Annotated in this window: 23 protein-coding genes and 2 pseudogenes; 6 read left to right on the top strand and 19 right to left on the bottom strand. The window is 43.7% G+C overall.

What is annotated here, in order from left to right; translation table 11 throughout:
* Positions 1 to 7 precede the first annotated feature (7 nt).
* Both B3157_RS09700 and B3157_RS09695 read left to right on the top strand, forming a co-directional pair.
* A complete protein-coding gene (locus B3157_RS09700) occupies positions 8 to 1,207 on the top strand; it encodes a glycosyltransferase (RefSeq protein ID WP_214059946.1) in 1,200 nt (399 codons plus the stop codon).
* Positions 1,186 to 2,007 (top strand): MurR/RpiR family transcriptional regulator, encoded by an 822-nt coding sequence (locus B3157_RS09695; protein WP_121551253.1) that lies wholly within the window; start codon positions 1,186 to 1,188, stop codon positions 2,005 to 2,007. The genes B3157_RS09700 and B3157_RS09695 overlap by 22 nt, the downstream gene beginning before the upstream one ends.
* A gap of 134 nt (positions 2,008 to 2,141) precedes the next feature.
* Here B3157_RS09695 and B3157_RS09690 read toward each other — a convergent pair whose 3' ends face one another.
* The 9 genes from B3157_RS09690 to B3157_RS09650 all read right to left on the bottom strand — a co-directional run bounded on the left by B3157_RS09690 (position 2,142) and on the right by B3157_RS09650 (position 10,478).
* Positions 2,142 to 3,314, bottom strand: coding sequence for an MEDS domain-containing protein (locus B3157_RS09690; RefSeq protein ID WP_292590285.1), 1,173 nt, complete (start codon positions 3,312 to 3,314; stop codon positions 2,142 to 2,144).
* A 192-nt stretch (positions 3,315 to 3,506) separates the two neighbouring features.
* Complete coding sequence (locus B3157_RS09685; RefSeq protein WP_292590284.1) at positions 3,507 to 4,484, bottom strand: ATP-binding protein; 978 nt, start codon at positions 4,482 to 4,484, stop codon at positions 3,507 to 3,509.
* A complete protein-coding gene (locus B3157_RS09680) occupies positions 4,481 to 5,155 on the bottom strand; it encodes a response regulator transcription factor (RefSeq protein ID WP_214059891.1) in 675 nt (224 codons plus the stop codon). The genes B3157_RS09685 and B3157_RS09680 overlap by 4 nt, the downstream gene beginning before the upstream one ends.
* On the bottom strand, positions 5,152 to 5,829 hold the full coding sequence (phoU, locus tag B3157_RS09675; RefSeq protein ID WP_292590283.1) for a phosphate signaling complex protein PhoU: 678 nt from the start codon (positions 5,827 to 5,829) through the stop codon (positions 5,152 to 5,154). Before phoU ends, B3157_RS09680 begins: the two co-directional genes overlap by 4 nt.
* A gap of 15 nt (positions 5,830 to 5,844) precedes the next feature.
* A complete protein-coding gene (pstB, locus tag B3157_RS09670; RefSeq protein ID WP_214059893.1) occupies positions 5,845 to 6,597 on the bottom strand; it encodes a phosphate ABC transporter ATP-binding protein PstB in 753 nt (250 codons plus the stop codon).
* Between the two features lies 1 nt (position 6,598).
* Complete coding sequence (gene pstA, locus B3157_RS09665; RefSeq protein WP_214059894.1) at positions 6,599 to 7,435, bottom strand: phosphate ABC transporter permease PstA; 837 nt, start codon at positions 7,433 to 7,435, stop codon at positions 6,599 to 6,601.
* On the bottom strand, positions 7,432 to 8,307 hold the full coding sequence (pstC, locus tag B3157_RS09660) for a phosphate ABC transporter permease subunit PstC (protein WP_214059895.1): 876 nt from the start codon (positions 8,305 to 8,307) through the stop codon (positions 7,432 to 7,434). The genes pstA and pstC overlap by 4 nt, the downstream gene beginning before the upstream one ends.
* A gap of 16 nt (positions 8,308 to 8,323) precedes the next feature.
* Positions 8,324 to 9,148 carry a PstS family phosphate ABC transporter substrate-binding protein gene (locus B3157_RS09655; protein WP_292590281.1) on the bottom strand — a complete coding sequence of 275 codons (825 nt, stop codon included), beginning with the start codon at positions 9,146 to 9,148 and terminating at the stop codon, positions 8,324 to 8,326.
* Positions 9,149 to 9,419: 271 nt separating this feature from the next.
* Positions 9,420 to 10,478, bottom strand: coding sequence for a metallophosphoesterase (locus B3157_RS09650; RefSeq protein ID WP_292590280.1), 1,059 nt, complete (start codon positions 10,476 to 10,478; stop codon positions 9,420 to 9,422).
* 314 nt (positions 10,479 to 10,792) lie between these two features.
* On the opposite strand from B3157_RS09650, the gene B3157_RS09645 reads away from it, so the two are divergent.
* The gene (locus B3157_RS09645; RefSeq protein WP_103134656.1) at positions 10,793 to 11,728 is read left to right on the top strand and encodes a magnesium transporter CorA family protein; all 936 of its coding nucleotides are present in this window, start codon (positions 10,793 to 10,795) and stop codon (positions 11,726 to 11,728) included.
* On the opposite strand, the gene B3157_RS09640 is transcribed toward B3157_RS09645, so the two are convergent.
* The 6 genes from B3157_RS09640 to uvsE all read right to left on the bottom strand — a co-directional run bounded on the left by B3157_RS09640 (position 11,718) and on the right by uvsE (position 17,169).
* The gene (locus tag B3157_RS09640) at positions 11,718 to 12,617 is read right to left on the bottom strand and encodes a glycosyltransferase family 4 protein (RefSeq protein WP_292590278.1); all 900 of its coding nucleotides are present in this window, start codon (positions 12,615 to 12,617) and stop codon (positions 11,718 to 11,720) included. The two genes, B3157_RS09645 and B3157_RS09640, sit on opposite strands and share 11 nt — an antisense overlap.
* Positions 12,617 to 13,777, bottom strand: a complete 1,161-nt coding sequence (locus B3157_RS09635; RefSeq protein WP_292590276.1) for a DegT/DnrJ/EryC1/StrS family aminotransferase — start codon at positions 13,775 to 13,777, stop codon at positions 12,617 to 12,619. The genes B3157_RS09640 and B3157_RS09635 overlap by 1 nt, the downstream gene beginning before the upstream one ends.
* Positions 13,777 to 14,316, bottom strand: coding sequence for a hypothetical protein (locus tag B3157_RS09630; RefSeq protein WP_214060561.1), 540 nt, complete (start codon positions 14,314 to 14,316; stop codon positions 13,777 to 13,779). Before B3157_RS09630 ends, B3157_RS09635 begins: the two co-directional genes overlap by 1 nt.
* Complete coding sequence (locus B3157_RS09625; RefSeq protein ID WP_414674178.1) at positions 14,313 to 16,184, bottom strand: nucleoside-diphosphate sugar epimerase/dehydratase; 1,872 nt, start codon at positions 16,182 to 16,184, stop codon at positions 14,313 to 14,315. Before B3157_RS09625 ends, B3157_RS09630 begins: the two co-directional genes overlap by 4 nt.
* 77 nt (positions 16,185 to 16,261) lie before the next feature.
* A complete protein-coding gene (locus B3157_RS09620; RefSeq protein ID WP_292590273.1) occupies positions 16,262 to 16,528 on the bottom strand; it encodes a hypothetical protein in 267 nt (88 codons plus the stop codon).
* Between the two features lie 5 nt (positions 16,529 to 16,533).
* Positions 16,534 to 17,169: a UV DNA damage repair endonuclease UvsE gene (gene uvsE, locus B3157_RS09615; protein ID WP_292590271.1), complete on the bottom strand. Its 636-nt coding sequence runs from the start codon at positions 17,167 to 17,169 to the stop codon at positions 16,534 to 16,536.
* Between the two features lie 84 nt (positions 17,170 to 17,253).
* Here uvsE and B3157_RS09610 point away from each other — a divergent pair, with 84 nt between their 5' ends.
* On the top strand, positions 17,254 to 17,850 hold the full coding sequence (locus tag B3157_RS09610; RefSeq protein WP_292590268.1) for a GerMN domain-containing protein: 597 nt from the start codon (positions 17,254 to 17,256) through the stop codon (positions 17,848 to 17,850).
* 148 nt (positions 17,851 to 17,998) lie between these two features.
* On the opposite strand, the gene B3157_RS09605 is transcribed toward B3157_RS09610, so the two are convergent.
* Both B3157_RS09605 and B3157_RS09600 read right to left on the bottom strand, forming a co-directional pair.
* The gene (locus B3157_RS09605; RefSeq protein WP_292590266.1) at positions 17,999 to 18,631 is read right to left on the bottom strand and encodes a hypothetical protein; all 633 of its coding nucleotides are present in this window, start codon (positions 18,629 to 18,631) and stop codon (positions 17,999 to 18,001) included.
* A 259-nt stretch (positions 18,632 to 18,890) separates the two neighbouring features.
* Complete coding sequence (locus tag B3157_RS09600; RefSeq protein ID WP_292590264.1) at positions 18,891 to 20,234, bottom strand: transglutaminase-like domain-containing protein; 1,344 nt, start codon at positions 20,232 to 20,234, stop codon at positions 18,891 to 18,893.
* Positions 20,235 to 20,991: 757 nt separating this feature from the next.
* On the opposite strand from B3157_RS09600, the gene bcp reads away from it, so the two are divergent.
* Complete coding sequence (bcp, locus tag B3157_RS09595) at positions 20,992 to 21,462, top strand: thioredoxin-dependent thiol peroxidase (protein ID WP_214079830.1); 471 nt, start codon at positions 20,992 to 20,994, stop codon at positions 21,460 to 21,462.
* A 69-nt stretch (positions 21,463 to 21,531) separates the two neighbouring features.
* Here bcp and B3157_RS12910 read toward each other — a convergent pair.
* Together B3157_RS12910 and B3157_RS09590 are read right to left on the bottom strand one after the other, a co-directional pair.
* A pseudogene (locus B3157_RS12910) lies at positions 21,532 to 21,768 on the bottom strand (GNAT family N-acetyltransferase); the annotation flags it as partial.
* A 26-nt stretch (positions 21,769 to 21,794) separates the two neighbouring features.
* Positions 21,795 to 22,100, bottom strand: coding sequence for a hypothetical protein (locus B3157_RS09590; protein WP_292590261.1), 306 nt, complete (start codon positions 22,098 to 22,100; stop codon positions 21,795 to 21,797).
* A gap of 418 nt (positions 22,101 to 22,518) precedes the next feature.
* Between B3157_RS09590 and B3157_RS09585 the strand changes: the two are divergent.
* Positions 22,519 to 22,748: pseudogene (locus B3157_RS09585) on the top strand (IS1634 family transposase); the annotation flags it as partial.

Below are 22,748 nucleotides of genomic sequence, written 5' to 3'. Positions count from 1 at the left end.
TGGAAACATGCCTGGACTGAATCAGAAATCATATGACATAGTAATCGGAATACCTAGTTTTAACAACTCGAATACTATCAAATACGTAGTCGAGACGGCAGCAAAAGGTCTCGGTAAGTTTTTCCCATCGTTGAGAGGCTGTATCATCAATTCAGACGGAGGATCGACGGACAATACTGAAGAGGTTTTCTATTCAGCTTCCAGTGATGGAATAGATCTGCTTTCTTTCAGATACCGGGGGATCTCCGGAAAGGGAAGCGCAATGAGATCGATAATGGAGAAAGCCCTCACTCTCGATGCTCAGGCAGTGGTATTTCTCGACTCGGATTTAAGAAGTGTAGAACCTTTTTGGATAGATAGACTTGCGCGTCCGATCTTTGAAAAGAACGCAGCGTACGTTACCCCTTACTATATTCGACACAAGTATGACGGCACGATAACCAACAGCATATGCTACCCTCTAACAACGGCCCTTTATGGAAAGAAGGTAAGACAACCTATTGGAGGAGATTTCGGTGTAGGCAGAGAGATGCTTGACTATTACATTTCCGTATCTGAGGAGACATGGAAGTCCGACGTTTCCAGATTTGGAATTGATATCTGGATGACCACTTCTGCCATTAATGAGGCAAGAGGAAGAATATACCAGGCTGCTTTAGGTACGAAAATTCATGACGTGAAGGATCCAGGCAAGCAGCTTGGAAATATGTTTAGGGAAGTCGTTGGCACTTTGTTTTCCCTTATGCAGAGATATGAAGATTACTGGACAGCGGTTACAGATTACTATGAATCGCCAATCTATGGTGAAGTGGCAGCTGGAGTTCCAGAATCGGTAGAAGTCGATTTGGGAAATATGATTCTCAAGTGTTATGAGGGCATTAAAGAGCAAGAGGGCTTCATTGGGGAGATCCTTGGATCGGATATTTCTCATGAGCTGTTCCTTCTTGGAAAAACGAATGCGATGATTGATGATGATCTATGGGTTAGAATCATATACAGGATTGCTTCAAGATACAGAAATGTTGCACTTAGGAATAGACTGATAGAGTTGCTCGTTCCTCTTTATTTTGGGAAAGTTGCGAATTTTGTTTCGAGAACTGAGAAAGAATCTCAAGAGAAAGCCGAAAAGGAAACCGACAGACTCCTTGAGAAGTTTATGAGCACAAAGGATGAGTTGATATCAATATGGGAGAAGAGTTCAGAATAACAGAGAAACTCAAAGCTATGATAAAGGGGTTGAATCCGGCTGAGAAGAAGGCCGCGAAGTACATTATCGATTTTCCGGATGATGTGATTCACCATTCAATTAGCGAACTGTCTGTGCTCGCCGGGACGAGTGAGACCACTATCTTCAGATTATCAAAGAAGTTGAGTTTCAATGGCTACCAGGCTTTCAAAATCCAGCTGGCAAGAGAGCTTTCGAGTGAAACTCCGTCGATTTCTGCTGACAAGAACAAGTTGATTTCAGATCTTATTGAAGCACTGAATCAGCAGAATCATCTAATAGACGAAGTTCAGCTTGACAGAATCGCAAGTCGAATTGTGAAGGCAAGCAGGCTAATATTCTTCGGAGTGGCTTCTAGCGGAATAGTAGCGGAATTTGGAGCCACGCTCTTCATGAGGGCAGGTTTTTCGACAGCCTTCTATACTGATCCTCATTTGCAAATAATGACGGCCGTTTCTCTGAACAAAGGCGACATTGTTTTTGGGATTTCTGCTAGCGGAAATATCAGAGATACTGTCAAGTCAATCGAAGTAGCCTCTGATTCTGGAGCATATACTGTAGCGATTACAGGTGGGATCGGATCAAGAATTGTCAGCGTTTCTACTGAGACGGTCTATGTCGCCCAGGGAGGACATGAGACTGGGATACCACTTCTTCAACCAAGAGTATGCCAGCTTGCTGTGATTCAACTCTTGCTTGAGAAGTCGATAAGGCTTAGAAACGGAACAATGCAGACTCTGGAAAAAGTGGATAGAACACTTGATAAGAAGAGATACATCTGAGCTTATTACAAGGAGTGTCGTCTTGTATTAGGTAAAGAATTGGTTTATACGGATTAAGAACTTCAGGTATTGATAGATCTGACTTGCGTAGCATACATTAGGTATCATATATGAACTGTTGAAGAGGCAGCTTTTCAGTAATTTGTGGAGTTCTCCGCAAAAGAAAAGCCCTTTCTGAAAACGGCGATGCAAGACTCTACTACGCCTGCATGATAAAGAGATCCGCTGTTCTTAGCGATTTCGGCAAGAGCAAACTTCACTCCGTAAGTGGTCCTGTAAGGTCTATAAAAGCTCATTGCCGAAACTACCTCTGAGACTGCAAGAATACATCCTTCAAGACTTATTTCAGAGCCAGTCAAACCATCTGGATATCCCGACCCGTCCATCCTTTCGTGATGCTGAAGAATCGCATTTGAAACTTTGTCCGGAAATGGAACTCTTTTGGTAAGTTCGAACCCGGTTCTTGGATGTTCTTGAAGAAGCTTCAACTCAAAACTATGGAGAGGGCCGGGCCTGCTAATCATATCAAGAAACAGTGAAATCATACCAATATCGTGAATCTTTCCGGCCATTTCAATACAAACTTTTGTAAAGGAATCAAGCCCCATCTCATCGGCTATTGCAACTGCAAGCCTCGAGACATTAACTTCATGAGCTTCCACGTAGATGCTCTTGATCTTAAACATCTCCAACAGCGAATCAGCGGTCCCCCTGCAGATATCAAGACGGCTGGCAATATCAAACTCTATGTCTCTATCAGGAGCGCTGCAGTAATCATCATTCATTGAAAACTCCCCCGTTCGATGAACATATGGATGGAGCCTGGAAATCTCGAGAACATTTTTTCGGTCCATTCTTGCTGTATCGTATAGACAGATTGCCGCTATCGGGAATTCTTCAACCAAGTCATTAACGGATGCTTCGTACTCAAGAAGCTTTTCAAGCCTTGCACCCGATTCGAAGATCGGAGTGCCTATTCCTGCTACGCAGAGGCCTTCGAATCCTTCTTTTAAAGCATCCATTACCGCTTTTTCAAGAAACATGATGGAGCTATCTGGATCGAAAGTCCCTTGCTTTAGGTACGACTGAGTTGTTTCAATGAGTTCCAACGACTTTGCTTCCAGCAATTCATCGATACTGCTTTCTCTGTCAAGAAGGATTTTCTTCAAAACTGTGAATTCCGATTCGGCCCCCAGATATAGAATCTTGGCGTTATTAAACAGACCTTCGCTCAAAACAGAGTCGAGTGTAATTCTGAAGGCTTTGCTGTTGTTATATAAAGCAATATTGTGTGATCCAAATTTCATGAGCAACAACTCCAAAAAGAGAGAGTTCGAATTTGGTTTGAATGAACACTTTCTTCATATTATAGCATGTGCAAAATCCGTTCAAGCCGAACGCACACTTGTTTGAGATAATTGGTGAGAGACCTGCTGAGAGCAGTATGAGTCGGTTATACGTGGAAGATCAGACATATTGGAGTCTTGAAGGTGATACGCTTACATGTTCTTGGGAAAAGTAATGGTTACAGTTGTCCCCATCATATATCTTGACCTGACGTCTATTGTCCCATTTATTAGATTTAGAGCGTGCTTGACGAGAGATAGCCCCAATCCAAGTCCAGACGACCCCGATGTCCTAGCGTTGCTAGCTCGATAGAATCTTTCAAATATTCTGGGGAGTTCGTCACTCTTAATGCCTATTCCATCATCCTTCACGGAGATGTAGATATTAGATTCGTCTTCACGAGAAACCACTTCGATTTTATTCCCGACACTCGAATACTTGACAGCATTCGAGATGAGGTTGGATATTACTCTGAAGAGGAGCATCGAGTCCACGGCGGCATAAGTATCCGGCGACACAGTTGTGATGATCTCGAGTTTCTTTCGATTCCATTTGGCTTGAAGGTCGCCTATGGCTTCATCTACAAGTTCTCTTAGATTCACTGTTTCAACTTTTACTCTGTAGTTCTGCAGTTCGAGGTTGGATAGTATACCAAGCTCTTCGACGAGTCTTGAAAGTCTTCCTGTTGATCTGGATATTCTATCGATTGTCTCAGAGACATCGTTGGGCAGTTCACTGTTCCTGTCCATCAGTAGTTGCACGTAGCCGTTTATGACGGCCAGAGGTGTTGAGAATTCATGAACGATTGAATTTACGAAATCCATCTTGGCACTCTCAAACAACTTTTCACTTGTTATATTTCTGGCAATCACGTAAGGGGGTGAGACTTTGATCTTCAAATAGTGGGTTGTCTCGTCTTTAACAAATACCGTATCTGTACAGTAATGAGATCCAGAGATGAAGCTGTCTACTATGTTCGAAATCCCCTGAACATGAAGAGCATCGGGAAGAGCCGATCCCTCGATTTCGCCAAGTAACTTTTTGGCCGATAAGTTCGCATACGATATAACCAGGCCTTCATCGACCATTATGATTCCTTCACTGAGTTCGTTGAGCAATGATTCGTTCACTTCTGATCCCCTAGTGCAAATTTGTAGCCCACTCCCCTTACTGTCCGAATGAACCCTTCTCCGATTTTTTCTCTTAGTTTGCTGATGTGTACGTCTACAGTTCTGAAGTCTCCGAAGAAATCAATCCCCCACACCTTATCCAGCAGCTCTTCTCGCGTGAAAACCCTCCCGGGATTCTCCGCTAGCAACTTTAGCAACTCGAATTCACGTCTGGTGAGTTCTTCGGTCCTGCCGTTCTTGGTAACGGTGTACGATTTCAGGTTCACAATGGCCTCGCCTATTGCAAGATTCTCGTCCAATGTGCCGGATAGCTCGCTTCTCCTCATTACGGCCTTTATTCTCGCTACGAGAGCCCGCGGATTAAAAGGCTTTGTGACATAGTCATCGGCACCTAGTTCCAATCCGAGTATCATGTCAAGGTCCGATTTCCTTGCAGTCAAGAAGATTATGGGAATTCTTGGATGCTTAATCCTGATCTTCTTCACTAGATCAAGACCGTTTGCATCGGGCAGCATAATGTCAAGTAATATTACGTCTGGTCTTCCTGCCCGAAGAGCTGTCCAGAGTTCCTCTGCACTCGCGGCTGTGAAAGTCTCCATACTCTCGTTTTCGCAAGCTGTCCTAACAATGTTCAGAATATCGAGATCGTCATCAACAATCAATACCTTCAACGTCGCATTTCCTCCTTAAGACTCTCACCCTTTTTTATGTAGTAGATCTCTTCAGCGATATTCGTTGCATGGTCGCCGGCTCTTTCCAGAAATCTTGATACTAGCAACAGGTCAAGAAGCTGACCAATTGCGCCGGGGTCAGACATGCTTATCAGCTTGTCTCTCACTTCCCTCTTGATGTAAAGATAGTATTCGTCAACCTTACTGTCTTCAGTCCAAACTCCCTTGGCGGCTTCCGTATCCTTGCCGTAATAAGCGTCAATTACCTCTTCCAGCATCTTTTCTACCACGGCAGTCATCTTCTTTATGTGAATGAGGGGCTTGACCAGAGTCTGGTTCTCGTACCCAACTGCAACTTCAGCAATATTTACAGCAAGATCGCCTATCCTTTCTAGATCTGTAGCCAATTTCATCATCGTCAGAACATACCTGAGGTCTTCTGCCAGAGGTTGAAATCGGCCAATGTAATTGCAGATTTCCGTATCCATTTTTCTCTGCAAGTCATCAATAACTTCATCGTTTTCGATAACAGTTCTTGCAAGGTCGCCATCAAGTCTATCCAGCGCATCGATGGCTTTCTGAATACTGGATCTTACGTTCTCCATCATGTCTGAAAGCATTGATTTGAGCCTGTTGAGTCCCGCTTCAAGATGTCTTTGTCTCTCTGGTGTCATCAGAACCAACTCCCGTCAACTAAAGATTCCTCTCAGATAGTCGCTTGTCCTTTGATCCTTGGGATTTGAGGTAATCTTTTCCGTCGTATCAAACTCTACTAACTCTCCAACATAAAAGAACATAACATAATCCGAGATCCTCAGTGCCTGCTGCAAATTGTGGGTTACTATAACAATAGTATACTTCTCAGAGAGTTCTTCTATTAACGTTTCTATTCTCTGAGTAGCAATAGGGTCAAGAGCGCTTGTCGGCTCGTCCAACAAAAGGACGTCGGGTTCTACAGAAAGAGCCCTTGCTATGCAGAGTCTTTGCTGCTGGCCTCCCGACAGATTTGCTGCATTCTTCTTCAGTTCATCTTTGACTTCGTCCCATAGAGCAGCTTGCTTTAGTGATTTCTCGGTTATTTCACGCAGAACTTGGCGGTTCCTAATGCCATGAATTCTTGGGCCGTAAGTGACGTTTTCCTGTATTGTCTTCGGAAAGGGATTTGGCTTCTGAAATACCATTCCGATATGTTTCCTGAGTAATACAGGATCCATATCTAGAATCTCATCGCCTAAGAGCTTGACAGAACCGGTATGCTTGTATGAAGGAATTAAGTCATTCATTCGGTTTAGAACTCTCAGAAAGGTCGATTTCCCACAACCTGACGGACCTACTACTGCAGTTACCTTTCTCTGAGGTATATCACAGGTAACTTCTTTAAGAGCATGCTTCTCGCCATAGAAGACATTTAGGTTTTTTATTTTGAATATTGGTTCAGTCATCTCATCCCTCCATCTTCCGAGATTCCCTTCTTCTCCTGATTGCAACCGACATGAACAGCGCCACCACGATGATCAAGAGAACTGATACGCTTCCCTCCAACTTTGGAGTTACATTATCAGGATATATCGCGGAGAGCACGAAAATATGTGTAGGAAGAGCCATCGCCGGTTCAAAAGGACTAGAAGGATTTCTGGTTATATAGAATGCAGCTCCTGTGAAAAGCAACGGCGCGGTCTCACCAATTATTCTTCCAATTGCGATGATTACTCCGGTAAGTATTCTTGAAGAGGATGCAGGTATAACAATTTTGAAGGTTGTTTCGGCTTTATTGGCGCCCAAGGCCAGCGATGCTTCTCTGTATGACTTCGGGACCGCTACAAGACTTTCATGAGTATTGGAGATTATATACGGAAGTGACATAATTCCGAGTGTCAGACCTCCTGCAATGACTGAAGTTCCGAATCCAAAGGTGATCGAGAAAAGCGACAAGCCGAACATTCCGAAGACGACGGAAGGTATTCCGGCAAGAATATTGTTTGCTGTAAGCACTAGGCGCTGCAGACGATTCTCCTTACTATACTCACTGAGATATACTGCTGCGAGTATCCCAACAGGTACCGAGAAAAGAAGAGCTATCGACAGGAAATAAACAGTCCCCAGTATTGAAGGCCAGATTCCGCCTTCGGTCATTGAGTTTCTTGGAAATGAAGTCAGAAACTCCAGGTTTATATCATCTAGACCAGACAGTATTAGGAACCCTACGATTAAAAGAATTATGGTCACCAGAAGATAGGATATGATTCCGAAAACTATCTTCGCAATTCTATCTATTATCATCTTCTCATTCCTCTCTTCAAGCGCATTGCCGTAACTGTGAAGATAAGTGATATCATCAGAAGGACTACTCCTATCATGAAGAGGGCGAAGTAATGAGTACTTGCTAGCTCCACTTCTCCCATTTCACCTGCTATTGCAGCTGTTAGGGGTCTTACAGGATCGAAGATTGATTGTGGAATCATGGTTGCCCCCCCTGCAATCATTAAGACCACCATCGTCTCTCCAATTATTCTATTCGTTCCAAGAATGATTGCGTTGAGAATTCCACTTCTGGCCTGGGGAATGAGCACCCTGAAAAGAGTTGAGGTCATATTGGCGCCGAGTGCCAGTGAGGCTTCTTTCTGATCTACTGGGACGGCTTTCAACGCATCTTCTATCAGAGTTACGAAATAAGGTATTGCAAGAACAGAAAGCATCAAAGAGGCATTCAAAATATTCAGTCCGGTCCACACTTTCATCGGGAATAGGTCCATCAACCATTTGGAAATATATTTGAGACCAAAACTTCCCAGTACTACTGAAGGTATTCCCGCCGTAAGCTCAAATACATACTTCAGGAAATCATGTGTCTTCCTGTTTCCGAACTCCGCAAGGAAAATAGCGGATATGAACCCCAACGGGATAGAGATAAGCAATGTAAGCCCTGTGACTGCAAGCGTGCCGGACAAGAGAGCGAGGATGCCGAATTCGGCATCCTCGTACGTTGGGTACCAGCGAGTGCTGAGGAAGAAGTCTCTCAAAGATATCTTTCCAAAGACTCTAACTCCATCAGATATCAGAAAGAAGAATATTCCGAACAGAATAACCATTGTCAGTAGGGCAGCGCCCGTTACCAACACTCTTGAGAAAAGGTCAATTCTCTTCCTACTCAACTCGCTTCATCCGTTCCTACTCTATGCCGTAAGCGTTTACATAGCCCACACTGAGAACCGCCGACTGGCCTTCAGGTGAAAGAGCGAATCTCAAGAAGTCTCCTATAACACCGGTGGGGAGTCCGTTGGTTGCATCGACAAACATGAATAGCGGCCTTGATATTGGGTATGCACCGGAGTTTACGTTAGCTACGGTCGGTTCAATATTCTCTACTGTAAGAGCTTTCACGTCTTCAGTTATGTATCCCATGCCTATGTAACCGATCGCATACTTGTTCTGCATTATTTGCTCGACTTCCGCCCTTGTCGATGCCAATTGCTGAACCTGAGGGGCCAGCTTATCGCCTTTCATAACATGTTCAACAAAATACTCAAATGTTCCCGATGCATTATCTCTGGACAGCGGAACTATTCTGTTCTTTGGCAGCGAAGAATCGATTTGATTCCATGTGGTCACCTTACCCGAGTAAATGTCGTAAAGCTGTTGAACAGTTATGTTTTCGATCTCAAGAGACTTATTGACAACTATTGCTATTCCATCGTATGCAACGATGAAGGGAATGAAGTACTTACCTTCTTTGTTCATCTGCTCGATCTCCGAGCTCTTGATCCATCTACTGGAGTTTGCTATGTCTGCCTGTCCGTTGAACAGAGCTTTTATACCGGTTGAAGACCCCGCACCCTCAATCGATATCTCTGCATCCGGGTTGATTTCTTTGTAGGCTTCGGCCCACAGCTGTGCGACAGGATAAACAGTGTTTGAGCCCTTAATAACAAGAGTAGAACCAAATGCCGTTCCGACTAACATGAGCAAAACAAATACAGTACCGAAACTCTTCATGGCCACACCTCCTGAAGTTTTTTCCACATTTTATTTATACACAGAAGGTGTTATAGGGGTTTTATTAGAGTATTCCTATTTGTCCTTGCTGCTGAAATGTGCTGCTAGAGAAGAATTTCCGAGCAATAAGTAGTGCAAGTTCAGATTCTTGAAGTCTCCGGCAGTCGCACTATATTGTAAAATCCTTATCAGTAGGTGCTTATGAACGACAACGACGATTATTATCGGTGGTTTAAGAACTTTACGCTTCCTGAATTGCAGTAAAGAGCCGTTAATCTCGTCTCTGGATATAGAAACTGTCGAGAATCAATCCCTTTGCCGTCTTCGCATAACCAAACAGACCATCAACGGTATAGTTGAACAACATGTAGTGATATGCATTTGCAGAGGCGATCAGGTCTTTTCCTGAACCAATGTCATAGAGCGGTGCACCACCACCGGCTGAAATAACGTAGGTCACACCGTTTTTCTCGACCCTCTGGTAACCGTGATCATGCCCGTTTAGAACTAGATCTACTTTGTAATCTTCGAATACCGGTACAAGATACTGCTTTATATAGAGATGGTCGCCATGAGGACCGAAACTATAGGGGGGATGGTGGAAGTAGACTATTGTGAATGCAGGGTCTTCCTCTTTTGCCTCTTCGAGTTCCGTCAACAGCCAAATGTACTGCTGTGAATACTTGTCGAAAGCTTCATTCGTATTTAGACAGATAAAGAATACGTCTCCGTACCAGAAGCTATAGTATCGCTTATTGCCGGGAAAAGCAAAGAACTTTGTGTAGTTCTCAGCAGATGCCTCGTGATTACCAATTGTACTGTAGAAGACGCTATCCGATAAGATGTCAATTACATTGAAAAAACTTGTCCATTCATCGAGAGTGTCGTCTGAGGATACGAGATCTCCTGTATGTATGACCAGCGGAACATTTTCACGGGCAATTCCATGGGCAATTTCGAGATGCACCGCATGGTTGCTCCTGCTGTCTCCATAGACTGCGAAGCTAAATGGGGTCCTTTTCAAAGGAGCTGTTGTAAGTATGCCGCCATTCCTGAAGATTACTTTTCCGTCCTTTTCGCTTTTTACAGTGTATGCGTAACTCATTCCCGGTTGAAGACCGGAGACTTTGAATCTGTGCAACGTAACTTCCTGCTCGGAATAGATTGATTCATTTGAACCATCGTATACTATCAGGAAAGAGTCGGAAGGCTCCTCGGTAAACCAGTTAATCGTTACCCCATCCCCAGAAACATCATTAAGATAGAGAGAAAAGAGCTGAGAGATTGCCAGAAGAAATATCAGAATTGTGTATTTTTTCACTTTAGTCATCTCCTTTGGTCTGTTGTAGCTGTTAAGACTGATCCAACTCATAAGAGATTATAACGAAAAAGCGGTTTTGTATCTCGTCATAAAATCTCGCGAATTCCATTTTATTTTAGATGGCAGACAACTATCCGGCGGTTCAGAGAATTTCGGATCACGAGATAGTGATGATTAATTGCGTGATATAATCTCAAAGCGGAGGTGAGCCAAATGGAATTATACAGTAGTGAGAGTGAACCACCACTTTGATTTGTCTCGCCCATTGAAGCCTCCCTCTATCTAATCGGAGTTGCTTTGCTACTAGAAGAGGAGGTGTAGGTGTGCGAGAGATACTGATTTCAGAGAATGGAAAAATGAAAGTCATAGAGTCACCGACGGAAGGCTGCTGGATCAATGTTATTGCACCTGACAGTGGTGATATAGCTTTTCTCAGAAGTTTGGAGATCGACGAGGACTTTGTGTATGATGCTCTAGATCAGGAAGAAAGGGCAAGGTTTGAGCAAGACGAAGAACTCATCTACGTGATTACTAAGCTTCCATACTTCGATATCAACGACGAGGCGGTTCCTTACAGAACGACCACTCTTGGTATCGCTATGAAGTCCGGTTATTTTGTTACCATAAGTGGTTTCGAAAACGCCATTGTTTCTGACATAGTTGAAGGCAGAGTTAGGGACATATCAACCAAGAAGCGTAATCGTTTTCTTCTAAGAATCTTCGATAGGGCAACGGTTTATTACCTTAGGTATCTGAAGGAAATCCGAAGACTGTCAAATGAAGTCGAATCAGAGTTGCACAGATCGACCAGGAATCAAGAACTGGTGGCAATGTTGAATCTTGAAAAGTCTTTGGTCTTCTTTACCACATCTCTTAGGTCCAACGAGTTGATGTTTGAAAAGCTGAAGAGAGCCAACATTCTAACTTTATACGAGGAGGACGAAGAGCTGTTTGAGGATATTTCCATTGAGAACAGACAGGCTATAGAGATGGCGAATATTTACAGCGACATTCTGACGGGAATGATGGATGCCTTCGCGTCTGTTATTTCCAACAACCTCAACGTTGTAATGAAGATACTGACAATAGTGACTTTGTCTCTTCAGATTCCGACACTGGTTGCATCGATGTATGGAATGAATGTCAAACTTCCTTTTATGAACTACAGTTCTATCTTCTACTGGTCAATGGGTCTCTCGGGAGTTGTGGCGTTTCTTGTTGCCATAATACTCTTCAAAATTAGATGGTTTAAGAAGTAGTTCGTAGAGACTTAAGAAGGAAGATCTGAGTCAACGAAGTCAACAGTAGTACAGGGGGAATTAGCGTAACTGGAAGAAATAGCCCTAAGACTGCATAGAAGAGAGCCATGCCGGTAGATATTAATAGCGTGGCTCTCTTTTTCTGTCCACAGAGCTTGAATATTTTGTCATAATAGTGATCTCTATCACCTGTGAAAGGTGATTTCTTCGCAATAGATCTTCTCAAGAAACCCACGAAAAGGTCAAGTACTACGGGCCAGCAAATAGCTGCAACTCGAACGAAATTCTGACTTCCCCAAGACTGTATGAGTAACGTTCCCACAAATGTTCCGGCGATGTATGATCCCTGGTCCCCCATAAAAAGCCTTGCGGGGGGAAAGTTGAAGATCATATATCCGGCATAAGCGCCAGCGACTGCAAGAGACATAAGAGGCATAAATCCCGTGAAGAAGGCGAAGATTCCGAAAACAATCATATTAGTTGAGCATATTCCGTCAAGTCCATCCACCATATTATAGGCGTTAACCGTTCCTGCAAAGATGATTGATAGTATTATCGAATCGACTGTCGAGAAGCCGTAGATTACGAATGCAACGGAGAATCCAACAAGAATTTCCACTACCAGTCTGATCTTTGGTGATATGCCTCTTATGTCGTCCGCAAAGCCCAGAGTCCACATGATGATTATTGCGGGGAAGAACTCCGGACTCTGAATTAGCCATGGAACAAGCGCAAGTAGAATTGCAGTTCCACCCATATAGCTAATCGGTTTTTCGTGGGGCTTTAGAGTCCCCGAAGGCCTGTCTACCAGATCTAGCTTAATGCCAACTCTACGAAAAAGGAAACATAGTACGGCCGAGAGAACGAGAGCGTAGACAAAAGCCATCATCAGTTATACTCCAAAGCCTTTTCAATAGTGTGAGCAACGAACTGCTGTTCTTCTTCAGACAGATTATTGAAGAAAGGAATAGCAACCGTTCTTCTTGCGAGCTCTTCAGTTACGGGAAACATGCCATTCTTGAATCCAAACTTTGTCATATAAAAGGGTTGAAGGTGTATAGGTCTGAAATAGTCTCTGCACTGAACACCATTGTCATTGAGGTATTTCATGAAGTTGTCTCTCTCTATCTTTTCATCAAGCCTTATGACATACACGAACCAGCCGATACTTGTAGCGTAGTCTGCCACAAAGGGAGTCTCTACTCCATCAATCTTTGAAAGCAATTTCTCATATCTGTCGGCAACTCTCTGCCGCTTTGCTAGAATTTCATCAATTCTCTTAAGCTGCTCTAAACCCAGTGCTGCCGACATCTCGTCCATCCGATAATTGTAGCCCAACCTCACATGTTCAAGCCAATTTTCTGATGTACCTCTTCCCTGATTCCGCATGCTTTTCGATAATTCGGCAATCTTGCTGTCGTCAGTAACAATTATTCCACCCTCCCCAGTTGTGATTTGCTTGTTTGGATAGAATGCAAATGCACCTGCGAGACCGAAAGTGCCGGTTCTCCGCCCCATAAAGGAGCTCCCCAGCGCCTCACATGAATCCTCTATGATTTTTACGCCGTGTCTGTTACAGACACCTTCTATCCCGTCCCATTCAAGGGGATGACCAAAAATATCGACCGCCATGAAAACATCTGGAATGAAGGGTCCTAACTCAATTTGACCTGTATTCAAACCGTTTTTCGAATAATAGCCAAGAGCATCTTCCAAAGTCTCTGGAGAGATGTTGTATGTTGCCTCGTCAATATCTGCGAAAACAGGAACGGCGCCTTCGTATACTGCAACATTGGCTGAGGACACAAAAGTGAAGGAGCTTGTGATCACCGCCTGGTCCTGTTTCAAGTCGAGAGAGCGAACTATAAGATGAAGGGCGCTGGTCCCGCTGTTTACTGCAACTGCGTGCTCGACACCAATATATTCTGCAAACCTTTCTTCAAATTCTGCGACTTTTGGTCCGATGGATAGAATTCCGCTACTCATGATTTCAGTAACAGCGGATATCTCTCTTTCAGTTATGTCCGGTCTGGAAAGGGGTATAAACACTACTTCACCTCCTGGGGAGACTTTGAAAATAGAGAAAGCATTAGTCCCAGCATGAACGACCATAATGCGGCAAGACCAATCTGGAAGTCTTTTGGCAGTAAAAAGGTCAATGTGTGTGCTGGAAGCCAGAACCATATCAGAGAGAATAAGGCTTTATCGACGTTTTTCCAGTTCTTAGCATGAAGAATAAGATTATCGAGCAACCTGTGAAACAGAACCAAGAAGACTCCAAACTGAAGATTCATTGATGCAGACCGTGTGACTGCATTCAGAAATGAGTCTTCTGCGAAGGATGTCGGCAGAATTCTGTTGATTACCAAAGCAGAAACGAATCCCTCGTAGCCAATGAAGGCAATCTTTATGAAGATTGACAGGAAAGCCCATTCTAGCGCCTTCAAAACCATTACGGAAGCAGAGAGGTTTTCCTTAGAACCTGCAATCTTTGCGCTGACGAAATCTCCAAGAGTTCCGAGAATCGCAAACTGAATCATTGCAGAAGCAAAGGGGAAATCTCTGACAAATTCCACATACCATCTCATCGAAAATCACACCCGGCACTTATTTTGACTGTGGCATCGTCAACTATTTCGGCCGTGATTTTGTTCAGCTCTTCAAAATCGTTGTTATCAACGGCTGCCCTAAGGCGACTGGCTATCGAAAATAAGGTCGTTTCATCCATTGCTTCCTTTGTCTTCAGACGAAAAATCTTTGGATGCTTCGTCTGAATAAATTCTTCGTTCGTAAGGACAAGTTCCTCGAATAATTTCTCGCCCGGTCGAACTCCCGTGTACTTTATTTCTATTTCTTGCTGCGGTACGTATCCTGCCAGTGTGATCATCTCGTTTGCAAGAGAAGAGATCTTGACGGGTTCTCCCATATCTAGCACGAAAACGTCTCCGCCTCCGGAGTAAGCTCCTGCCTGAAGCACAAGCGATACAGCTTCTGGGATAGTCATAAAATATCTAGTCATTCTTGGGTCCGTCACGGTAACGGGACCGCCCGACTGGATTTGTTTCTTAAAGAGGGGGATCACGCTTCCTCTGCTTCCCAGAACATTGCCAAATCTGACTATTCCGAACCTTGTTTTACTTCTCGATGAGATAGACCTAACGAACTCCTCTGCGATTCTTTTTGAAACGCCCATTACAGAACTCGGCTTGACGGCTTTATCAGTAGATATTACCACCATAGTCTCCGCACCGAACTCACTGGCAAGCATAGCAACGTTGTAAGTGCCAATGGAATTAACTTTGAACGCTTCCGTCGGGTTCTCCTCCATCAGAGGTACATGTTTGTGAGCCGCTGCATGAAAGATGACTTCGGGTTTCATCGTCTCGAAGATATACCTCATTCTTGATGAATCGGCAACGTCGCAAATCAGCTGACAGAGATCGAGATCGGGAAACAACGACCCAATCTCCTGTCTGATCTCATAGATACTGTTTTCTCCCTTACCCGCCAGCAGCAGTCTTCTGGGCTTCAGTGGAGCTATCTGCCTGCAAAGCTCACTTCCGATGCTTCCTCCGGCACCGGTTACGAGTACAGTTCTTCCGACAATGTAATCCTTAAGTGAATTCGCATCGATGCGCACGCTCTCTCTGCCAAGCAAGTCCTCGATGTTGATCTCTCTCAAGTATCCTAGCTTCGCTTTGCCATCCATTATCTCTGTAATGCTAGGCAGCGTCTGAGCTTTTACCTTTCCCACATCGATCTTTGAGAAAATCCTTCTCAAAGTAGCTGCATCAGCAGAAGGGATTGCGATTATGACTCGCTTCACATCCATCTTTTCAACCAAGGCCATGATTTCGTCTGTGTTTCCCAAAACCGGGATTCCCCTGATCCGTTTTCGAAGTTTTCTTGGGGAATCGTCGATAAACCCTATAACCAGCCCATTTTCTGGGCGGCGAGACAATTCCTCCGCTATTGAAGTTCCCGCATCACCGGCGCCCACTATCAGTACTCTCTCTGCAGAGGAAACGACATGATGATTTCTACTCAATATGCTCAGCCAGAATATCCTTGACCAGATAATCAAAAACACAGAGATAATGGCAGCCATAGTCGATACCGTGAATGGTACCGTAAGAAACCTGATGCCAAAAAGATTCAGAAGTCTTCCGGTAGCAAACCCTACTGCATAACCTATGACGACCGCCCTTAGAATAATCAGATAATCTCTGAAGTAGCTGTAACTCCAGGCTATTGTATAGACTCCATTCAGAATCAGAGAGACTACTATGAATAAGCTGAAGTAGACTCCATTGACAAAAAACTGAGGTTCGTCCAAAGTGAAGATTCCGTATCTGAAGTACATACCTAAAATGAATGCGAAATAGACCATCAACGAATCGAAAACCAGAAGTGTCAGATTTCTTCTGAAGCCACTTAGATCACCGTGTCTTTTCAAGCACCTCACCTCATGGAGATTCTAGCATACTTAGCGCAAGCTCAGAATTCGGAAGCCATCTGAAAATGATCTCAGCTTCAACACCCCTTAGTAACACGAGAAAACCTCTCGTCTGTCTGAGCAACGCGAATCGCAGATTGAGCAGACAGCTCCTTGTCTTTGATCTCGAGCATTATGTCAAAATCATATGAACTGCTTACTCTAAGAAAGTCTGAAAAATGCTCAAGATCGATGCTCTCCGTGTGTTTACCCTTTCTTGCTCCACCTTGTTGAGTGCTGTAGTCGACAACGGGGATGCCGTCTTCAGGAAGCCATGTCCACTGAGAAAGCTTCAGCGAATCCATTTGAGTTATTCCATCGCCGAGAATTGAGTGTGGAATACGTCAAGAAGTACGGGAATACCTGTAGAGTTATCTATCGAGAGACAGTCCACCAGCGAGTAAAGCCTCTCATCATTTTCAATGACTAGCCTTTCGCGTACGTTTTCGGGCAGATATTTGTACCGATCAATGAATCTTTCCATAGCCTCTTTCTTCTTTCCGTAAACTCCACCAAAGTGAATCTGAATCTTCGCACTCTTGTCAAGCCCCATAAGATCCAGAAGCTTGGCATGATACTTAAGCTCAGAAATACTGTTTTCCAGAACTTCACGCTTGGGTGAGTTAAGTAAGACGAACTGATCGGGGTGCATTGAAATCCTCATATCGTATGTTCTTATCATCTTCCCGATTCTGTCGAAGTCACTCTTGAAATGCATCTCCCAGTCAACCCTACAAACAGGGTGGGATGCAAACGGAATCAAGTCTGAGGTTATTCTGAAGAAGAGGATACTCTTCGCTCTGTTGAATTCAAGGATCTTTTCAAGGCACATGAGATTTGCCGCTGTAGTTTCAAGCAATCTCTCTTCGCTGTATGATGAAAGCCTGAGTGTCCTCGCAGAACAGCACTTTACGGTTCTGTTGATGCACGTGTATCCAATCTTCATCTTCTACCTCCTACCATAGTATTTTAGCTGAGTTTCGGATAGAGAATGTATAATTGATTCGATATTGATTGAGAGGTGAGTTCTTTGAGGGTTAAGAAGCAGCAATCTTTCCCATTTCTTAGGGTAGCCGTTGTTGTTTTTTTTGGGCTTTCAATCCTTCTTCTTGTGCTTTTCGCTGTTCAGCTGGGAAAGGTGAAGAATCTTGCGGACAAGATTGCGAACCTCGAAAAGCATCAGGCGGCACTTGAACTGGAGATAAGTGCTGTAACGGGTGTACAGAGAACTATGAACGTTAATCTTTACTATTACAACGAGCTTCTAGACAGATTGATAAACGGTGAAATAGCTTGCGATATAGAAGCTGTTATCCCTGTACAAAGAACAATTCCGGTTTCTCAGTCTCCAATTAACGACGTTGTACGTCTTCTTATAAGAGGTGAACTGACAAAGGCAGAACGAGACCTCGGGTTCAAGACGGAATTCCCTGGCAGAGAGCTTCAGTTTCTTGGAGCGAAGCTGGAAAATGGAGTTCTCTATCTGAGATTCTCGGATCCTTTGGGATTCACTTCAGGTGGATCGTGCAGAGTGAGCCTCCTGAAGGCACAGATTGAGAAGACTGCACTGCAGTTTGATACCGTCAAAAGTGTTGTCTTAGAACCCGAAAACATCTTCCAACCCTAGAGTGAGTGCAAGCTGAAACTGAAGTTTACTATGTGGTAATGCGCAAAGCAATTGACTTTAACAAATATCCGTGGTACAATAATTACTAAGACGTCCGAAAACGGGCGTCTTTTTCGTTGTCTCTCTTTGCTCTGCTATTCCTTTTCATTCAGAAAAAGACAAGTATTATGAGAGTCGTACCTATGATTCCTACTATTCCAAGACCGTATTTCTCCCACTTTGCGAGTCCGGTATGATAATGGAAAGCTCTCATCTCTGTAATCCACCTTGGGACAGCTGCTATCTGGGCTACCGTGAATCTCTCTTTTTTTCCGAAAGTTATCCATGCCCTTCCGGAACCTTCAGCCTCAATTTCAACAGAATAGATCCCCTCTTTAGTGAGCTCTGAGTCGTGCCTGACGTAAAGATATGAGTAAGTATCGCCAAAAAACTCGTACATTATCTCAGGTTCTGTGCTTTCGAGGAAGAAGTCTTCGAGAACCTCTCGATCTGGACCATAAAATGTCAGATTCGGTCGGAAATCTGCAGTTGATTTCATATTGTCAGCTTCCTTTGGTACTCCAAAAAGCATATGAAACTGTTGGCCGGCGGTCCCTTCGAAAACAAATCTGATCTTCTCCGCTGATGAGAAAATGTAGTAATAGATTTGGGAAAGATCAATTTCTTTTACAAGATATGATCCTTCCACAAAGTCTTCAGGAGTAAGGAAAAAGGGAATGTGTGAAAAAGCCGAGCTGGCAAAGACAATCAGTAGTGACACCAAAATCAGTGTCTTCTTCATAGAAAGCCTCCTAAATTGGAATGAATGCAAGTAAGTTTACCAGCAATTGCCTTACTTTCTTTCAGCTGGAAATAGTGGGGAAGCCTAAATCATGAACATCTTTGAGGCAAGCATATAAGACCAGAGAGTTAACTGAGTTGATCGGAGCAAATTTCGTTTAACCACATTCACGGCAGTTAGAGCTGTCTTTGATAGCAATCGAGTATCAAGGCAAAACAACAAGTTTAGTCTCGCCGGGTAATTTCAACTTCAGGAGGAGTCACAATATTCTTTCAAACGATGAAATCTCCAGTAAGTATTCCCACTCATTTGACCTCAAGTTTCTGGACCCGGTTTCGATTTCCCCTACCTGGTTATCGTAAGGATCAGATCTATAGAATCTCTTGGCAGGCACAAGGGGAGACATGAAAGCTGAGTTAGAAACCATTCTGAATGCATCGAGATTACCAAAATAGAATTCTCTGTATGCCGGCATATCTTTTCTTGACCCTCCAAATGAACAGTCTACAGGTAGCCAGCCGAAAGGCTCAACCCAGAACATCGCCCAGTCATGAGGGCTGGCACCCAAAGGAGCTGCAAACCATCCGGACTGCCATCTGGCAGGAATACCTTTAATCCTGCAAAGGGTAATGAACAAGAGAGCCTTCACTCCGCAGTCGCCTCTAAGATTGACGGCTGCGAATTCGGAGAGATTCGGATAGAGTGCATACTCACTCATAAAAGTGTACTTGACGTTTTCACATATCCAGTCGTAAAAACTCTTCGCGATGAAATAAGGGTTATTTTCGCTCCCGACAATTTCCTCCGCCAAAGATCTGACTAGAGGCGAAAAGACTACATGAGGAGCTTGTTCGCATAGATAGCCCGAGAATCTCTTTGCGTCAGGTTCTACACAGCTAAAGGGGTCTAGGGAAGTAGATATTTCGGAGATTTCGTATTCATATTCGATGCTGAAAACCGTATCGTTCTTTGCAGCCGCTTCCATGTATACAGTACGCTGAGAGTAGTTAGCCGGTGATAGAAAATAGCTGTGGCTTGAACTCAAGATCCTCGTTGAAGACACCTGATCTCCAACTCTGGATACAGGTAACCAGCAACGATAGACACTTTCATCGGAACCTTCGACGGAAATCAATGACTTTGCAACTACTCTGAATCTTGCGGGTTGCCTTTCACTTATCAGTCGATCTATTTCTTTGTGAAGAGAGACTCTGGTCGCTTCCCTATCTGTGTTCTTGTTTTTCAGTCGCTTCTCGTATTCTGGCATCGTGAATAGGAGGTTCTTATCGAATCTTTTCTCGAATTTCTCTTCACCGTCGAAAATCATGGAGTCGAGCTTTCTGGCGCTGTTGAGAGAATCGAATTCCCCTTCAGTGAATCCTTCAAGATCTCTTGAGAGAATCCCCAGAGCCTCTGAAGCCGAATAGGGATAGTTGTTTTTGAGCCTTACGATTCTCTCTCTTTCCCACCTTAGTCTTTCAATCATTATCGAAGGGAGATAATCATCAAGTTGGATCTCTATCTCCTTTAAAGCGCCGTCATAATCCCCAATACTTTCGAAGAAGCTTATCTTCTCCGGAAGTTGTGCCGCAAGAAACTTCATATCCGTCCCCCCATTCAGTTCAACCTGTGAACTCAAGATGATTATATCAGCTGCAAGGTCTTTCCAAAAAAAAGGCGGTCTCCGTTCTGAGACCGCTATTCTTTTGAGATATTAGGGGTGGAATTTTCTCCACTGAATAAGCCAAAGCAATTCTGTGCCAGAAAAACTATGCATCGAGTGAGAATCAGCATGCCAAGTCAATGTAAGCCTTTTGAATTTACGTTGAATGCTGTCAATGAACAGATTATGTCATTGAGCTCGCAAGGGAATAATCCTGTGAAAGACGATTACCCCGAAACGGAAATCAGTGTTTCTTTTGTCTTGAATTGCCGAATTCTCACTTTCCGTTTTTCAAAGACAAGCACTGAACTTGATACGCTCATTAAACCTAAACAATCATTGATTCTCCTTGGATTTCGGGGAAGTTCGATTCATGCCATTGTTTTGATCTTGTATGTGCGCCGCATTCATTCACAGATCACTAGAACGTATTCTAGACTGGTAGAGATCCATGCTCAGAGTACTCTTTCGTTATCATAGAGGTTCCTGCGACAGTTAATAGAAGGCATTCTTAATTGATCAGTATAGGATGAATGTAACTCGAGAACTCAAATAATGGCGAGCAGGAAAAGAGAGCTCCGCGTTCGGAAAGAGTAGAGGTATTTGTCATATAATGGTTGTTGAAGAGACGGCGCCTAGCTTTGGTCAAGTGAAGAGTATGTAGTTGGCAGCCAGTATGAATTCCGGAGGTGCTAATGTGGCAGAAATCGAGTTGAACAAAGCTGTTCCCGATTTTTCTTTGCCCGATCAGACCGGAACTGAAGTGTCATTGTCGGATTTTTCGGGCAAGAGAGTCGTTCTATACTTCTACCCAAAAGACAATACTTCGGGTTGTACTCTTGAGGCGGAAAACTTCAGAGATCTAGCGGATCAATTTGCCAGTAACAATGCGGTTGTAATAGGAATCAGCAGGGACAGTCAAAAGTCTCATCAAGGCTTCGCACTCAAACTTGATCTAAACTTCTCCATTCTAAGCGATAAGAATGAAGAGATACACAAGCTGTTTGACGTGATTAAGCCGAAGAAGATGTACGGTAAGGAGTATCTGGGAACTGAGAGATCGACGTTCATTATTGACGAAGAAGGGGTTCTCATTAGGGAGTATAGAGGCGTTAAAGCAAAGGGTCACGCACAAGAAGTCCTGAATTTCATAAGCAAGTTGAAGTAGGCGGGATAAGTAGTCTGTAGCAAACCTTGCTATACATCTTTTCGAAACCCTCTTTAGAGATAGAGCCTTTTCATTTGCCGCATTCACCGAAAGGACACTTTCAAGTTCGTGTTTCAGCGAAAGCCGTAATGCCTTTCGCAATAATAACCTACCGAATTCATGCCCCTGAAAGCGCGGCAGAACTGCTATGGGACCGATTTCCAGATGTCCATCTTCGTTGATTTCTGAGAAGAAGGGCCCGATAGGCTCATTCCCCTTAAGAAGAAGCTGGATACCGGAATCAGGTACCTTTCTGTTTGAAGTCAGTTCTCTCAGTTTGTCCTCGGTGATGTCTAAGTGACCTGCAATTTCAGCGAAGGCCGAGTTGATAATACAACAGTATGCCTGTCCACGAAGGTCAATCGAGAAATCTGTGAATTGATTTCCTTGGGAATGTCGAGTGAAACGTGCTCAAGCCCTCCTTTTAGGACAAAAAAGTATCTTTCTATGGAGAAACCGATTTCCTCAAGGATTTTCTGAACCGGTCGCCCGGGTGAGACGAAGATATATACTTCGTCAACTTCGGAAATCATACCGGAAATGGAATTCAGAAGCGACCTGTAAGCACCGACTTGCGAAGTTTCTGAATGAAAGATCATGAACCTTCCCTTTCCAGCCTTTCTATAAGGTTCTTCAAGGATCAGTGAAGCTGCTCCAATTACTCTTCCATCTTCACTTAAGAGTACTACAGAGGGATGTCTCTCATCTGCAACAAAGTCGTCGCAAGGAAGATATTAATCGTCGTGTTCTGGTGCCACACGACGACTGTATTCTATGAAACTCTTCAGGATTGAGTCGTCTACCTTTTTTATCGCGCGACACCACCTTCATTCAAGCGTATAACGCATATTCTATCTCAGATCCGGCGTCGTAATGCATCATAATTAAATCTACTCAAGAGGGAGTTAATGCATCAAAATAGAATCTACTTAAAGTCGAGTGTTTCTGGCAAAACAGGCAAAATAGAACACTCCTTTCTTACTTATTGAGGAAGAGCGATTTCCTACTTGCCAAAAACAGGTGAAGGGCCACATAATGATCTGTTTCCTTGCGCTTGTAATGGAGACTGCCTTATGTAGAAAGCTGAAAGAGATTGGAAGTACTTTCTCTTACGCAGAAATACTTGAAGACTTGAAAGAGATAAGGGCAGTTGAGCTAACGGTAGAAGGCAAACGCTTTCTTGCAAGGACTGAAATGATGGGCAATGCTTACGACGCATTCAAAGCACTCAAAATAAGACCACCGGA

Source organism: Mesotoga sp. UBA5557 (genome assembly GCF_002425715.1).
Lineage (GTDB): Bacteria > Thermotogota > Thermotogae > Petrotogales > Kosmotogaceae > Mesotoga.
The sequence above is the reverse complement of the archived record's forward strand: the minus strand, read 5'-3'. Positions and strand labels throughout refer to the sequence as shown.